Raw genomic sequence first — 15,430 nt, 5'->3', positions numbered from 1 at the left:
CATGGCTAGCAAGAACTTCGACATGATTGTGATTGGCGCAGGGCCGGGCGGCTACGTGGCTGCCATTCGCGGTGCACAGCTGGGCCTGAAGGTCGCGATTGTGGAGCGCGAGCACATGGGCGGGATCTGTCTGAATTGGGGCTGCATTCCCACCAAGGCGTTGCTGCGCTCGGCGGAAGTGTTTCACCTGATGGAGCGGGCCAAGGACTTTGGTCTGAAGGCCGAAGGCATCGGCTATGACATCGACGCGGTGGTGAAACGCTCGCGTGGGGTGGCGAAGCAATTGAGCTCCGGCGTGGCCTTCCTGATGAAGAAGAACAAGGTTGAGGTCTTCATGGGCGAGGCGACGTTGCCCGCCATAGGCAAAGTGTCGGTGAAAGGCGAGAAGGTTGTTGAAGAGCTGACCGCCAAAAACATCGTTCTGGCCACCGGCGCGCGGGCGCGGGAATTGCCTGGGCTGGAAGGTGATGGCAAGCGGGTCTGGACCTATAAGGACGCATTGCAGCCGCCGCATATGCCGAAGAAACTGCTGGTGATTGGCTCGGGCGCGATTGGGATCGAGTTTGCGAGTTTCTACAACACGCTGGGTGCAGAGACCACGGTTGTTGAGGTCATGGATCGGGTTCTGCCAGTTGAAGATGCGGAGATAAGTGCTTTTGCCAAAAAGCAATTTGTCAAACAAGGCATGACCATTATGGAGAAATCCACGGTCAAGAAACTGGATCGCGGTAAAGACAAAGTCACCGCGCATATTGAGGTCGGTGGCAAGGTCACAACGCAAGAATTTGATACCGTGATTTCCGCCGTGGGCATTGTGGGCAATGTTGAGAACCTCGGGCTGGAAAAGCTGGGCGTGAAGGTTGATCGCACGCACGTGGTCACGGATCAGTACTGCCAGACTGGCGTGGACGGGCTGTTTGCGATTGGCGACATCGCGGGCGCACCGTGGTTGGCGCACAAGGCGAGCCATGAGGGCGTGATGGTTGCGGAGCTGATTGCTGGCGGAAAACCGCATCCTGTGAAACCGGAGAGCATTGCAGGCTGCACCTATTGCCATCCGCAGGTGGCGAGCGTTGGGTATACCGAGGCCAAGGCCAAAGAGCTGGGCTATGACGTCAAAGTGGGCCGCTTCCCGTTCATTGGCAATGGCAAGGCGATTGCCTTGGGTGAGCCGGAGGGCATGGTCAAAACCGTGTTTGACGCCAAAACAGGCGAGTTGCTTGGGGCGCATATGGTGGGCGCGGAGGTGACCGAGCTGATCCAGGGTTATGTGGTGGGGCGTCAGTTGGAAACCACAGAGGCGGAGCTGATGGAAACCGTGTTCCCGCATCCAACCTTGAGTGAGATGATGCACGAAAGCGTGCTGGACGCCTATGATCGGGTGATCCACATCTAAGTCACGGTCAAGTTGGCGGCGTGCACGCGCACGGAGAGAGCATCTCGTGTGCAACGTGATGCTCTTTGTTTTCAGCGTCTTGAGTTAAGCCTCTTTGGTTCGGTAAATTGGGGGAATGGGTATATATGGCAGTGTTTTTGGCTGGCGACTCGAACATCTTTACACTTTCGGGCTGGTACAACCTCGAAGTCTTGGATCCGGATGGAACGGCCAGAATCCAAGCAGGGCAGGCCTATTTGGAGCAGGCGCGTAAGACTTGGATGATTGAGACCAGAGGCCGGGAAGGTCTCATCAACTTTGGAAAATTTGAAAAACCCTGGCGGGCCGAGTTTTTGCCGGAAAAATTGATTTTCAAAGAGGGAGTCGCGCTGCCTGATTGGGTGCAATCCTTCCCTGGATGCAACACGAAATATGCGAAATTTCCGCTTTTGTCTCAGTCGCTAAAAGCTTTGATTGATGCGCATAAGGGCCCAATGGACAGCTGGCAGTTCTTCCCGATTGACATATTGAACAAGGACGCTACGCCCTACGCAACCTACTATGCGTGGTGCATTGGAAGGGTTCGGGACGCGGTGGATGAAACCTGCGAGGGTGTCAAACCCATAGGCGGACCGGTGGACGGCCAACACGTGTGGAACACGGTGGGCCTGCCTGTGCCGGAGCGATTGATCCTGAAGAAAAAGGCCATTGAGGGACTGAACGCCTGGACGGATTTTCGCTTGTTTGCGAGCAAAAAGGTTTTTGTCTCCGACGTATTGTTTGAAGCGATGACCGTAAGTGGCGCAAAGGGGTTTGTGCCGGATTCGGTGTGGTCGGAGAAGTAGACCGAGGGCAGCGTTTCTGTCGCAGTGGCGCGGCGTAACATAGGCCCCGCACGAGTGTGCGGAGCCTTGTTTGGCTAAAGAATTGCGTGGGCCAAAATCATCAACACACCGGAGCCAAGCACGTAACCGACGTCCACGGTGATGGCGAAGCGGGACTTGCTGATCCAGGCGCCGGTGTTTGCCACATAGGCGGCGCAAGCGAGGATCGCGAGCAGGGCTACGGTGAGGTTTTGCGTCGTCTCTGTCAGCGCAACGACGTAGGCCAAAATTGCGATGGCGATCCAGTTGGTGACCATTGGCCCCATCGGCATTTTTTCAGGAGGCTCGGGATCAATGTTGCTGCCTTCGGCCCAGCGTTTTTGCAGGCCTAGAACAGGGCCGTAGACCAAGAAACCAAAGGCAGAGCAGGCGATGAATCCGACGATAAAAGCGATCCAGTTCATAGGGTTGTCTCCAGTTTTTCGAGAATGAGATTCCAGCCGCCTTCATGGTTGTTGCGGCTTTCTTCCGAGGGAAAACGGATGTGTTTCAATGTGAGGTGGGTGCCGTCGTTGGCCGGTTTCAGCGTCAATGTAACTTCGCTGTCCTCCTGCGTGTAGCCGGACACCCAGGTAAAGCGTAGGCGGGTGGCGCGGTCGATTTCAAGGTACTCGCCTTCGTGGGGCCAGCTTTCCTCCATGTCGGGGGCTTGCATCACCACGCGGAAGCGGCCGCCGACAACCGGATTGTTGCTGGCCTCGGGCACGGACATGCCGGGGGCGGGCACGAGGAATTTCTGCATCATTTTGGGGTCCAACCAGGCGTCGAAAACGCGTTCGGGTGGGAATGGCAGGTGGCGCGAGATTTCCAGCGCAAGGTCAGTCATTGTTGTCTTCCTCCAATAAGGCAGCTTCGAGGGCGTCTAGCCGCAGCGCCCAAATGGAACGCAGATCGGCAAACCAGGTATCAATGAGCGATAAGGGGGCCATCTGCACCTCAATCAGATGCTCACGCCATTCGGTGCGGCGGCTGGCCAATCCTGCGGCCTCCAGCACTTTGATGTGCTTGGAGATCGCATTCAGGCTCAAATCAAACCGGGCGGCGATGTCGGTGACCTTCATCGGGCCGTGTTGGGCCAGAAGGGTCAGGATCGCGCGGCGGTTTGGCTCTGATGCGGCCTTGAGAATGGCGCTGAGCTGGTCCTCAGATTCGGTGGCGTCTTGTCGTTCAACCATATGGGTGAATAACATGCGACTCGCGCTCAGTCAACCATTTGGGTGAATGATGGAGTTGGCGCAAAAAAGGCGGCTCCGAAGGGCCGCCTCTGTGTGGGGGGATGTGTCCTTTACTCGACTTTGAGCGGCACGGAGGCGAGCAGCTTGTTGTCCACGTCGAGGAAGTAGCGGATTTCATAGTCGCCGGGTTCCTCAGGGACCGCGAGCGACAGGGGCGCCCCTTGTTCCGCGTAGGTGTAGGTGATGTACTCACTGTTTGCGTTGCCCACTGCGAGGTAGTCGCGCGGGTGGCCGGGGCCGGTCCAGGTGATCTCAATGCTGCTACCAGCCGTCGCGGAAGCCGGGGCGGTGATGGTGACGGGCACGTCCTCGACGGTCAGTTGGGCGCGGGCCAGCACTTTCATCGGGTTGGTGTCCGCCACATAGCGCAGCTCGTAAGTGCCCGGGTTGGCGGGCAAGTTCAGGGTCAGGTCGCTGCCGTCGCGGGTGTAGGCATAGGGGCCGTAGTCGCCGTCCGGTGCGTCCGGTGTGACGATGGTCAGGTAGTCGCCGTCCCCGCCAGGGCCAGTCCATGAGGCGGTGATTGCGCCGCCAATCGGGCCAGTGGCTGGGCCGGTCACGGTTGCGCCGACGGCTTTCACCTCTACAGAGGTGCGCGCCTGCACGGAGCGGTCTTGGCCTAGCACGTAGCGTATCTCGTATTGGCCAGGATCGCCGGGCATCACCACATTCAGCGGATTGCCGTCGCGGGTGTAGGTGTAGTTGACGTATTTGTCGTCCGCCGTGTCGGTGCCCGCAACGGTGATATAGTCGCCGTCATAACCGGGGCCCGTCCACGTGACCGATAGCTTGGCACCGGCGTTGGCTGTAGCGTCTGCTTTAAGGCCATAGGCCAGCGCGGCGACAGAGATCGGTTCGCGATGGATCACGGTCCGGTCCTGGCTCATGGTGTAGACAAGTTCATAGTTGCCCGGCTCTCCCGGCATTTGCAGCATTAGGGGGCTGCCTTCGCGGGTATAGGTGTAGGTGATCCACTTCTCATCGCCCGGTTTGGTGACAGATACGTAGTCGCCTTTGTAATCAGGGCCAGTCCAATCCACCGGCACGGTCGCGCCGGCGACAAGCTCGTCCGGGGCGGAGAGGGTGGCGGTGACTTCGGTGGCGGTGATTGGCTGGCTGGCGAGCGGCTTGCGGCCGTCGCTCAGGATGTAGCGCAGTTCGAACGTGCCTGGTTCTGGGGGCATTTGCAGCGTGAGCGGGCTGCCTTCACGTGTGTAATTGTAGGTGATCCATTTGTTGGTGGCGGGATCAACGGTAGCGATGAAATCGTCTTGGGCGTTGGGGCCGGTCCAGTCGACGGTGATCATGCTGCCAGCGGGGGCAGATTGCGGGCCGGACACGGTGGCTGGAGGTTTGAATTCCGGGAGCTCCAACACGACGCGTTTGTCGACAGAGCCGACGCCAAAGCGCATTTCGGCGGTGGCTTCATCTTCGGGGCGCAGCACGGAGACGGTGTATTCGCCTTCGAGCAGTTGTTCTTTCAAGGAGGCCGCGCTGTGGTCGTCATGGATGGCGGCGTCGCCAGTGAGGTCCCAAATGAGCGGGGTGTTGATGACCGGGCCGTTCTTGCCGTCGGTGGCCACAATAGTGACCTGCACCGGCTGTGGCTCTGGTTCAGGCGGTGGGGCGGCGGCGACTTCGGTGAGAGCGTTGCCCAACTCATCGGCGTTGGCGGCGGCGAGGAATTTGCCGCCGGTGGCCTCGGCCATACATTGGAATTGCGCCAAAGCTTCTGGATCGGTGACGTCAAAGCCCACCACGTGGGCCGTGAAGTCGACGCCGGTGGCTTCGAGTTCTTTGGCAACGGCGCAGACATCCGGCACACAGGTTTCAATGCCGTCAGACACCAGGATCACGGTTGCGGCCTCTTCGGTGTGGCGCAGCGCTTTGGCGGCGGCGACCACGGCGTCTGCCATGGGGGTTTTACCTTTGGGAGAGATGCCATTTACGGCGGAGGTGATCGCGGCGCGGGTGTCCGGGCCGGGCAGGACCACGGTTTCGATGTCAGAACAGTCGCCCTTGCGACGGTGGCCATAGACTGTCAGGCCAAGGTCCAGGTCGGCGGGCAGGGAGGTCATCAACTCGCCCATCACTTGCTGGGCGATGGTGATTTTGGCCACGCCTTCAATTTGGCCCCACATGGAGCCGGAGCCGTCCATCACCACAATAGCGGCGGGGTTGTCTTGGGCAAGAAGGCTGGTGGGCAGCAGGCAAATTGCGGCCGTGGTCGCTCTCAAAAACGTCATCCAAAAGGTCCTCAAATTCGTAATGCGCAGAGACTACGAGAGAAAATTGGATTGAGGCAAGTGTCAGTTCAAAAACCGGGCTTGGCGAATTGAAATGTTCTCTGTATGTTCGCGATATCTGGTTGGCAGTGGGGGTGTGATCCCCTATGTCTGGTGCCGTATCCGTTGGGGGTTTGAATGGCCGAACTGAAGAATATTGAGGTGCGCGGGGCGCGCGAGCACAACTTGAAGTCCATCGATGTGGACATTCCGCGCGATCAGCTGGTGGTGATCACCGGTCTGTCGGGTTCGGGCAAGTCCTCGCTGGCCTTTGACACGATCTATGCCGAAGGGCAGCGACGTTATGTCGAAAGCCTGAGCGCCTATGCGCGGCAGTTCCTTGATATGATGGAAAAGCCGGATGTGGATCACATCAGCGGGCTTTCTCCGGCGATTTCGATTGAACAGAAGACGACCTCCAAGAACCCGCGCTCGACAGTAGGTACGGTGACGGAGATTTACGACTATCTGCGTCTTCTGTTTGCCCGTGTGGGTACGCCGTATTCGCCCGCGACTGGTCTGCCGATTGAAGCACAGCAGGTGCAGGATATGGTTGACCGGATCATGGGTCTGGAAGACGGCACGCGCGGATACTTGCTGGCGCCGATCGTGCGGGACCGCAAAGGCGAGTACAGGAAAGAGTTCCTGGAGCTGCGCAAGCAGGGTTTTCAGCGGGTGAAGGTCGACGGAGCCTTTTATGAGCTGGATGAGCCGCCGACGTTGGACAAGAAATTCCGCCACGACATTGATGTGGTCGTAGACCGGCTGGTGGTGCGCGAAGGCATGGAAACTCGGCTGGCGGACAGCTTGCGTACTGCGCTCGACTTGGCGGATGGGATTGCGGTTCTGGAGACCGCACCGAAAGAAGGTGACCCAGAGCGGATCACGTTTTCGGAGAAATTTGCCTGTCCCGTCAGTGGCTTTACCATTCCAGAAATTGAACCTCGGTTGTTTTCGTTCAACGCGCCGTTTGGGGCCTGTCCTGAATGTGACGGCCTTGGCAAAGAGTTGTTCTTTGACGAGCGGCTGGTGGTGCCGGATGTGACGTTGAAGGTCTATGATGGCGCGTTGGCTCCCTGGCGGAAAGGCAAATCGCCGTATTTCCTGCAGACGATTGAGGCACTCGCGAAGCACTACGAGTTTGACAAGAACACGCCTTGGAAAGAGCTGCCGAAACATGTGCAGCAGGTGTTCCTATATGGCTCGGGCGAAGAAGAGATTGAGTTCCGCTATGACGAAGGCGGTCGGGTTTATCAGGTGACGCGTGTGTTTGAGGGTGTGATCCCCAACATGGAGCGGCGGTACCGGGAAACCGATTCAAACTGGATCCGAGAAGAGTTTGAGAATTATCAGAATAATCGGCCTTGCGGCGCCTGTCGGGGGCACCGGTTGCGCGAAGAAGCTCTGGCAGTGCGGATTGCTGAGAAACACGTTGGCCATGTTGTGCAGCTGTCGATCCGCGAGGCTTTGGCCTGGATCGAGAGTGTGCCGGCGGCACTGACGCCTCAACGTCAAGAGATTGCGCGGGCAATTGTAAAGGAGATCCAGGAGCGGCTTGGGTTCTTGAACAACGTGGGTCTGGAATACCTGACCCTGTCGCGCAACAGCGGCACGCTGTCTGGCGGGGAGAGCCAACGTATTCGACTGGCGAGCCAGATTGGCTCTGGCCTGACTGGCGTGCTGTACGTGCTGGATGAGCCGTCGATTGGCCTGCACCAGCGCGACAATGATCGGCTGCTGACCACACTGAAAAACCTGCGCGATCAGGGCAATACGGTGATTGTGGTGGAGCACGACGAAGAGGCCGTGCGCGAGGCAGACTATGTGTTCGACATTGGTCCGGGGGCCGGTGTGCATGGCGGTCAGGTGGTGTCCAAAGGCAAGCCGGAAGAGATTGCTGCCGATCCGGCCTCTTTGACCGGGCAATACCTGTCGGGTGCGCGTGAAATTGCGGTGCCAACCGAACGGCGCGAGGGCAACGGCAAAGCGATCACGGTGGTGAAGGCCACGGGCAACAACCTGAAGAAGGTCACGGCGGACTTCCCGCTTGGTAAGTTTGTCTGTGTGACCGGTGTGTCTGGTGGCGGCAAATCCACGCTGACCATTGAGACGCTGTTCAAGACAGCCTCGATGCGCCTGAACGGTGCGCGGCAGACGCCTGCGCCTTGTGAGACCATCAAGGGGTTGGAACATCTGGACAAGGTGATCGACATTGATCAGCGTCCAATTGGACGTACACCGCGGTCCAATCCGGCGACCTATACGGGGGCGTTTACACCGATCCGCGACTGGTTTGCCGGTCTGCCGGAAGCCAAAGCGCGCGGCTATAAGCCGGGGCGGTTTAGCTTCAACGTTAAAGGTGGGCGCTGTGAGGCCTGCCAGGGCGACGGTGTGATCAAGATCGAGATGCACTTCTTGCCGGATGTCTATGTGGAATGCGAGACCTGTAAAGGTGCGCGCTACAACCGCGAGACTTTGGAGATCAAATTCAAAGGCAAAAGCATTGCCGATGTGCTGAATATGACCGTGGAAGAGGCGCAGGAGTTCTTCAAAGCGGTGCCGAGCATTCGCGACAAGATGGATGCGCTAATGCGGGTTGGTCTTGGCTATATCAAGGTGGGGCAGCAGGCGACGACGCTCTCTGGTGGGGAAGCGCAACGGGTGAAGCTGTCCAAAGAGCTGGCGAAACGCTCAACCGGGCGCACGCTCTATATTCTGGATGAGCCAACCACAGGCCTGCACTTCGAAGATGTACGTAAGTTGCTGGAAGTGCTGCATGAATTGGTCGATCAGGGCAACACGGTTGTGGTGATTGAGCACAATCTGGATGTGGTGAAAACCGCTGACCACATAATTGATATCGGTCCCGAGGGCGGCGATGGCGGTGGTAAAGTGGTTGCCAAAGGCACGCCGGAGAAGGTCGCAAAAGTGGCCGCAAGCCACACGGGGCGGTACCTGAAAGACATGCTGGTGCCGAAGAAGAAAGTGGCAGCAGAATAAGATAGTCGGGCGGTGGTTGCAGAGAACCACCGCCCGTTTTCTTTAGGCCGCCACAGCTTGGCGGGGTTTTGCCAGGGTGATGGGCAGTACGAACATCAGTAGGAAGCCGGTGTTCATAACCACGTTGAACCAGGCGCCAGCAACGAAGGAGCCTGCGCTGTCGACCACATACCAACTCAAGACACCCCAGCTGATGATGGAGGCGCCGGTTTCAGGATCGTTGGCGTAAACGCGGATGGTGACTTGCCAGGTCACAACGCCAAGGCTGACCATGAGGCCGCCGCCGATGGCCGCGAGCACTTTCTCGCTGTCGCCGCCAAAGCTTTGCGAACCATCAAGAGGCAAGTGTGTGAGGTCCAGAAACCAGCCGACGATGCCGTGAAGTCCGCCAATCATGGCAAACAGGGGAATGAGGCCAAACAGCACTGTGCCCAGTGAGGTGAGTTTCAGAAGGTAGATCGCGCGATCCTGTGTCATGGGATGTCTCCAGTTGAGGTTACGGCGACAAACTGCGTTCGTTTGGTGAGGCAAAACAATTACCTGTGAGGTAAGTGCTTTGCACAAGAGATCGGCTATGGTGGACGGGACAACGAGGAGCGGGACATGGGCGTAGAGTTTGGCGCGGTTTTAAAGGAGTGGCGGCAGGTGCGGCGGGTGAGCCAGCTGGATCTTGGGTTGTCCGCTGGTGTGAGCTCGCGGCATATTTCGTTTCTGGAAACCGGTCGCTCGCGACCCAGTCGGGGGATGGTGTTGCGGCTCTGTGATGAGTTGGAAGTGCCGTTTGCACAGCGCAATCGCATGTTGTCGGCGGCGGGTATGAGCCCTGCGTACGCCGAACGGGATTTGTCAGAGGCGGATATGGCGCCGATGCGGGCGGCGATGGAATGGACACTCAAGCGGCATGAGCCGTATCCGGCGATGGCGATAGATCGGCACTGGAGACTGGTGGCGATGAACGCCGTTTCAGCGCATTTGTTGGCTGGGTTTGAAGTTCAGGTTGGCGACAGTCTGATTGATATGATGGTTGACTCGAAAGGTGTCCGGCAAGTGCTTGTCAACTATGAGGAAATTCTGCGTCACATGATTGCGCGCCTGCGTGTCGAAAGCGCGCATTTTGGGCATGATCCGGTGCTGGAAGACGGCATTGCGCGTATGGAGCAGCGGCTTGGCGAAGCGGTGCTTGAGGTGGATGGCATCAAACCTGCGATCATTCCGGCGGTTTATGAGTTTGGTGGGATGCAGTTGTCGTTTTTCTCCACGATCAGCCAGTTTGGCTCTGCTGAGGATATTGCCCTCAGCGAGCTGCGGATCGAAATGATGTTTCCCGCCGATGAAGCCACGCGCCTCGCTTTGGAGGCGCTGGCGGGGGCGTGATCACTTGCTGTCCAGTGGACAAGTGCGGAAGCCAAAAACGGTGTAAAGCGGGCAGGTGCCAAGCAGGCCTGTGAAGAGGGGGATCAGGCCGATCCACATCCAGGCGCCATAGCCAGCCAAGGCTCCGGCAAGGAGCGCGAGGCCCATCACGATCCTCAAGATTTTGTCTACGGGTCCAACGTTCTTTTTCAGCATGTGTTTCCCTCCTAAGGTCGGGAGAAAGATACATGCTTTAAATGGAATGTGACTTGATCTGCCTCAAAGTGGGTGCAGTTTAGGCCGCCAGAAGCGCCGTGGCCTCATAACTGCGCAGGCTGGGGCGAGCGGCGATGTCTTCAAAGCTGATGTTTTTCTCACGCATCACCTGACGCAGGGAGCGGTTGGCGAAGGGATCAAAGCTGTAGCGCGTCATCGGGCCGGGCAGGAAGCTCTCGGACCATTGACCTTCGGAGTAAAGCAGCTCGTGTTGCGGCATCAGGATGTGGAAATAGGTAATGGTGCCATCGGTTTCGCAACGGGTCACGTCGCGGCCATTCACAAGATCTTTGGCTTTGACCAGCACCTCATCGCAGCCAAACAGAAGTTCGGCACGGTAGCCTTGTAGTAAGACACGGTGTTGCGGGGACACGATCAGGTCGCGGTCGTTATCGAGCACACCGGCTTTGATGCGGATGGGCAGGGATTCGTAGCGCGGCGGCATGTGGGAGTGGCCAATCCACTGGATCGGCTGAAAACCATTGTCGAGCGTGTCGACCAGCATGCCGGCGCGCAACTCCTCTACTGGCACATCGCCTTCCGAGGTGCGGATCAAGGTACCGACGGTGAAGCAAGGCGCGTGCTGTTCGATCTCGACCAGCGCGGTGTCGGTTTCTCCAGCGGAGTCCTCGATGGTGTAGTTGAAATAGATCGTTTCGTTGTCGGTGTCCGCATCCACAGTGAGCGTGCCGTCGGCGTTCAGAGTCACCACCTGACCGGTGGCCAGTGTCACGCTGTTGGGCAGACCGCCGCTGCCGTCGTGGCTGACGGCGACACCGTTAATGTGGGTGATGGTCAGAGTTGGGCCTGCAGACGAGCTGTCGTTGTTCAGTACGTCCAGCGTCTTGCTGTTGCCGTAGGCGATGCGCATGTCATCGTCCTGGGCCACAATGGCGGTTTGCACCGAGCCACCCGCGATCAGCAGGTTGGAGTCATAGGCGGTGTCCGTGGCGTCGGCGATGCCAATCACCAACTCGTTCACGCCATCCTGAAGCGGCACAACAAAGGTCAGAGTGACGGTGAAACCATCCATCTCAGTGTTGTATTGGTCGCCCGCATTGTCGTTGTAGATGTTTTCGTTGGCGTCGTTGATGTTGCCCACGGTTGCGCCGCCGTCGCCAACGGAAATTTGCGCTTCGACGCCGTTGACCCAGACACCGATGGCGTCGTTGTAGCTGAGGTACTCTGGATACTCTTCAGAAGACAGCACAAAGTCGATGGTGAGCAGTTCGCCAGCGGTGCCGTTGAAATCGATTGTCAGATACGACGCGTCAAAAGTGTTGGTGCCTGCGGCGGCGTTGAACAGGGCGTTGTTGTCTTCGCCGGAGGTGTTGGTGGAGGTCGAGGCGGATTGGTTGGTGTTTGTGCTGCCGTCGCTGTTGGTGAAGTCGTCGACATGGCCAGTGGAGAGGATTACGCCGCTGTCAGCAGGGGCCACGCCCGCGCTTGTGGTGTCTGCGCCGGTGTAAATGCCGGAGGATTGGGCGTCGCCGGTGTAGGTCGCGCTGACGATGCGGGTTGGGTCGCCAAAGATCTCGTTGGCCATCGCGGAGGCGGTGGCGCTTGTGTCGATGTTCAGTTCCGTTGCCGTTGGCATGTCTCTACCTCAGTGCGTTCTGCTCTTGTCCAATCACGGGACCTCTCCGGGTCCTCGGTCAGAGCAAAACTGGCGGGCAAACGTGGCGCGAACGGGGCTGGGGTAAGGAAAGATTAATTAAAATTGCGCGGGGCCAGCTGATATGCTGGACAATAAAAAGGGCCACGCCAGATGTGGCGTGGCCCTTTGTTTTAAGGCGAAAAGGTCGCGGAGTTAGCTGCGGCCGCGTTTTTCGAAACGTGGCAACATTGCGGAGAAGTCGGTGCCAAGCCCGCCTTCTTTCTCCACAAACTGCTCATACAGCGCGGCAGCAGCTTGCCCCATTGGGGTGTCTGCATCGGCGCTTTCAGCAGCCTGTTGGGACAGGCGCAGGTCTTTGAGCATCAGTTCAGACGCAAAGCCTGGCCGATAGTCATTGTCGGCTGGAGACTGCGGGCCAACGCCGGGGGCCGGGCAGTAAGCGTTCATGGTCCAGCTGTAGCCGGACGAGGTGGAGACCACGTCAAACATTGACTGGCGGTCCAGACCCAGCTTGTCGGCCAGCGCAAAGGCTTCACAGGTGGCGATCATGGTCACGCCGAGGATCATGTTGTTGCAGATTTTTGCAGCCTGACCGGCACCGGCGTCGCCACAATGCACCGCCTTTTGGCCCATGATGTCAAACAGCGGGTCGGCCTTAGCAAACGCGTCTTTGGAGCCACCGGCCATAAACGTCAGCGTGCCGCCTGCCGCGCCGCCCACACCGCCGGACACAGGCGCATCCACGGGCAAGAGGCCGGCTGCGGTGGCTTGTTCAGCCACGGCGCGGGCGCTGTCGACATCCACTGTGGAGCAGTCCACAAAGGCGGCGCCTGCGGACATCACAGGGATGATTTCGTTGGCGACTGCGCGCAGGATCTGCCCGTTGGGCAGCATTGTGATAACCACATCCGCGCCTGTGGCGGCGGCGGCGCCGGTGTCGGCCATGGTGACGCCCTCGATGGCCACATCTGCCATGTCAAAGCCGGTGACCTCATGGCCCGCTTTTGCAAGGTTGGCGGCCATGGGGCCGCCCATATTGCCCAGTCCGATAAATCCGATCTTCATGGTGCTACTCTCCCTTTTCAAATGTCAGCGCATCCGCCCCAAGTGGCAGCAGCATCTTGGTCACCTTGCCAGCGGGCAGGGTGTCCAGGCTGTATTTCCATTGCGGATTGCGGTCTTTGTCGATGATTTGTGCGCGGATGCCTTCCAGAAAATCACCATCCTCCATGGCGCGGAAGGTGAAGCGGTACTCCTGATCCAGCGCATAGCGGATGTCGTCGCGATTGCGCACGCGGTGAATGATCTCTAGCGCCGCGCCCATAGCGATGGGGGAATTGCGGGAGAGCTTCTTTTGTGTCCCAGCGGAAAACTCGCTGTCAGAGTATTTCAGCGCGTTTAGGACGTCACTGAGGGTCTCGCCACCAAAGTTGGCGTCGATATCGGCCTGCTGGGTGGTGAGCGGACCTGCCACTGGTTCAGAGGCGGCGGCGTCGATCAGGGTGTAGTCAGCCGTCTCTTCGAGTTGTGCGATCAGAGCGGGCCATTGGTCTTCTGGAATGAAGTAGTCGGCAAAGCCTGCGTAGATCGCATCGGCAGCATTAAGGCGCGCGGCAGTGAGGCCGAGGTATTCGCCTAGACGTCCCGGTGCACGGGCGAGGATCAGCGAGCCGCCCACGTCTGGTACAAGGCCAATGCCACATTCCGGCATAGCGATCTGGCTGCTGTTGCCCACCACGCGATGGGAACCGTGACAGCCCACACCAACGCCTCCGCCCATGGTGAAGCCCTGCATGAAGCTGACCACCGGTTTGGGGAACTCAAAGAGTTTCGCGTTCATGCGATATTCGTCGGCCCAGAATTTGCGGCCATAGGCAAAGTCGCCTTTGGTGCCAGTGTCATAGAGCTCGGCAATGTCGCCGCCCGCGCAGAAGGCTTTTTCGCCCTCCGCATCGATGACGATCATTTTGACTTCGTCATCCGTGGCCCAGATGTCGAGCGCGTCTTCGATGGCGATGCACATGTCATAGGACATGGCGTTGAGCGCTTTGGGGCGGGTGAAGGTGATGCGGCCGGTTTGACCAGCTTTGCGAATAGAGATGTCAGACACGCGAGGCGCTCCGTCTTTGAAAAGGGCCGCTCCTGAAGGGCGGCCCGGTCGTGGTTAGGCAGAGATCATCTGGCGGGAGATGATCAGGCGCATGATTTCGTTGGTGCCTTCAAGGATCTGGTGCACGCGCAGGTCGCGGACAATTTTCTCGATGCCGTAATCTGCGAGGTAGCCATAGCCGCCGTGCAACTGCAAGCAGCCGTTGGCGACGTCAAAGGCCACGTCGGTGACCATCAGTTTGGCCATGGCGCAGAACTTGGTGGCGTCATGGTCGCCGTTGTCCAGTTTCCAGGCGGCCTGACGTAGGAAGGTGCGGGCGGCTTGCAGTTTGGTTTCGTACTCCGCGAGGCGGAACTGCAGGGCCTGGAACTGGTTGATGGATTTGCCAAAAGCTTTGCGCTCGGACATGTATTGCACGGTCAGATCCAGCGCTTTCTGTGCGCCACCCAGAGCGCCGGCAGAGATGTTCAAACGACCACCGTCCAGTCCGGCCATGGCGTAGCTGAAACCTTTGCCTTCTTCGCCGATTAGGTTGTCAGCGGGCACTTTGCAGTCGTCAAACTGGACCTGAGAGGTCGGCTGGCTGAGCCAGCCCATTTTCTTTTCCAACGCGCCAAAGGATAGGCCGTCAGCGCCGTCTTCAACCACCACTGTGGAAATGCCCTTGGGGCCGTCTTCGCCGGTGCGCACCATGCAGACATAGGCGTCAGAGTAAGACCCACCGGAGATAAAGGCTTTGGTGCCGTTGAGCACATAGCCTTCGTTGTCGCGTTCGGCGCGGGTTTTGAGGGCTGCTGCGTCAGAGCCGGAACCGGGTTCGGTCAGGCAATAGGAAAAGACCTTGTTCATGGAACAGAGGTCAGGCAGCCATTTTTGTTTGGTTTCCTCGGAGCCAAATTTGTCAATCATGCCGCCGCACATGTTGTGGATCGACAGGAAGGAGCCCACAGATGGGCAGGCCATGGCAAGGGCTTCAAACACCAATGTGGCGTCCAAACGGGACAGGCCCGAGCCGCCGTATTCCTCGGATACATAGATGCCGCCCAGACCCAGTTCGGCGATTTGCGGCCAAAGCTCTTTTGGGATGGTGCCTTCGGTTTCCCACTTCTGGGCGTGTGGCGCGATGTGCTCTTCGCCAAAACCTTTGGCCATATCAAAGATCAGGGTCTGTTCTTCACTTAGTGCAAAATCCATGTCTCATCCTTCAAGATCGCGGCGTCGGGACGACCGATGCCAAAGCGGGTGCGGGTGAGGGCAGGGACCAAGGTCATTCGCAGCCTCTCTCCGCGAATTG

At 58.6% G+C, this 15,430-nt stretch carries 14 protein-coding genes; 4 read left to right on the top strand and 10 right to left on the bottom strand.

All coding sequences use genetic code 11. The features are described 5' to 3' along the window. Position 1 precedes the first annotated feature (1 nt). Together lpdA and SIB92_RS05555 are read left to right on the top strand one after the other, a co-directional pair. A complete protein-coding gene (lpdA, locus tag SIB92_RS05560) occupies positions 2-1,396 on the top strand; it encodes a dihydrolipoyl dehydrogenase (protein ID WP_412554870.1) in 1,395 nt (464 codons plus the stop codon). A gap of 125 nt (positions 1,397-1,521) precedes the next feature. Further along, positions 1,522-2,220: an imm11 family protein gene (locus SIB92_RS05555; protein WP_412554869.1), complete on the top strand. Its 699-nt coding sequence runs from the start codon at positions 1,522-1,524 to the stop codon at positions 2,218-2,220. A gap of 74 nt (positions 2,221-2,294) precedes the next feature. On the opposite strand, the gene SIB92_RS05550 is transcribed toward SIB92_RS05555, so the two are convergent. From SIB92_RS05550 to SIB92_RS05535, 4 genes are all read right to left on the bottom strand, one after another. Continuing rightward, positions 2,295-2,663 (bottom strand): DUF1761 domain-containing protein, encoded by a 369-nt coding sequence (locus SIB92_RS05550; RefSeq protein WP_412554868.1) that lies wholly within the window; start codon positions 2,661-2,663, stop codon positions 2,295-2,297. Further along, positions 2,660-3,085: an SRPBCC family protein gene (locus SIB92_RS05545; RefSeq protein WP_412554867.1), complete on the bottom strand. Its 426-nt coding sequence runs from the start codon at positions 3,083-3,085 to the stop codon at positions 2,660-2,662. The genes SIB92_RS05550 and SIB92_RS05545 overlap by 4 nt, the downstream gene beginning before the upstream one ends. Then, positions 3,078-3,434 (bottom strand): ArsR/SmtB family transcription factor, encoded by a 357-nt coding sequence (locus SIB92_RS05540; RefSeq protein ID WP_412554866.1) that lies wholly within the window; start codon positions 3,432-3,434, stop codon positions 3,078-3,080. The genes SIB92_RS05545 and SIB92_RS05540 overlap by 8 nt, the downstream gene beginning before the upstream one ends. Positions 3,435-3,544: 110 nt before the next feature. Continuing rightward, positions 3,545-5,740, bottom strand: a complete 2,196-nt coding sequence (locus tag SIB92_RS05535) for a VWA domain-containing protein (protein ID WP_412554865.1) — start codon at positions 5,738-5,740, stop codon at positions 3,545-3,547. Positions 5,741-5,917: 177 nt separating this feature from the next. Here SIB92_RS05535 and uvrA point away from each other — a divergent pair, with 177 nt between their 5' ends. Continuing rightward, a complete protein-coding gene (uvrA, locus tag SIB92_RS05530) occupies positions 5,918-8,779 on the top strand; it encodes an excinuclease ABC subunit UvrA (RefSeq protein WP_412554864.1) in 2,862 nt (953 codons plus the stop codon). Positions 8,780-8,821: 42 nt separating this feature from the next. On the opposite strand, the gene SIB92_RS05525 is transcribed toward uvrA, so the two are convergent. After that, entirely contained in the window at positions 8,822-9,256 is a 435-nt protein-coding gene (locus tag SIB92_RS05525) for an excinuclease ABC subunit A (RefSeq protein ID WP_412554863.1), read from the bottom strand. A 126-nt stretch (positions 9,257-9,382) separates the two neighbouring features. Between SIB92_RS05525 and SIB92_RS05520 the strand changes: the two genes are divergently transcribed. Beyond that, positions 9,383-10,153 (top strand): helix-turn-helix domain-containing protein, encoded by a 771-nt coding sequence (locus SIB92_RS05520; RefSeq protein WP_412554862.1) that lies wholly within the window; start codon positions 9,383-9,385, stop codon positions 10,151-10,153. Here the strand turns inward: SIB92_RS05520 and SIB92_RS05515 are convergent, their stop codons facing one another. From SIB92_RS05515 to SIB92_RS05495, 5 genes are all read right to left on the bottom strand, one after another. Continuing rightward, a complete protein-coding gene (locus SIB92_RS05515; RefSeq protein WP_412554861.1) occupies positions 10,154-10,348 on the bottom strand; it encodes a DUF2892 domain-containing protein in 195 nt (64 codons plus the stop codon). 79 nt (positions 10,349-10,427) lie between these two features. Then, on the bottom strand, positions 10,428-12,005 hold the full coding sequence (locus SIB92_RS05510) for a Hint domain-containing protein (RefSeq protein WP_412554860.1): 1,578 nt from the start codon (positions 12,003-12,005) through the stop codon (positions 10,428-10,430). Between the two features lie 213 nt (positions 12,006-12,218). Further along, positions 12,219-13,091: a 3-hydroxyisobutyrate dehydrogenase gene (gene mmsB / locus SIB92_RS05505; protein WP_412554859.1), complete on the bottom strand. Its 873-nt coding sequence runs from the start codon at positions 13,089-13,091 to the stop codon at positions 12,219-12,221. Positions 13,092-13,095: 4 nt separating this feature from the next. Next, entirely contained in the window at positions 13,096-14,136 is a 1,041-nt protein-coding gene (locus tag SIB92_RS05500; RefSeq protein ID WP_412554858.1) for an enoyl-CoA hydratase/isomerase family protein, read from the bottom strand. A 54-nt stretch (positions 14,137-14,190) separates the two neighbouring features. Further along, positions 14,191-15,330, bottom strand: a complete 1,140-nt coding sequence (locus SIB92_RS05495; protein ID WP_412554857.1) for an acyl-CoA dehydrogenase family protein — start codon at positions 15,328-15,330, stop codon at positions 14,191-14,193. Between the last annotated feature and the right edge of the window lie 100 nt (positions 15,331-15,430).

The organism is Shimia sp. MIT1388 (genome assembly GCF_047124445.1).
Classification (GTDB): Bacteria; Pseudomonadota; Alphaproteobacteria; order Rhodobacterales; family Rhodobacteraceae; genus Shimia.
This window is presented reverse-complemented; position numbering and strand designations above follow the sequence as displayed.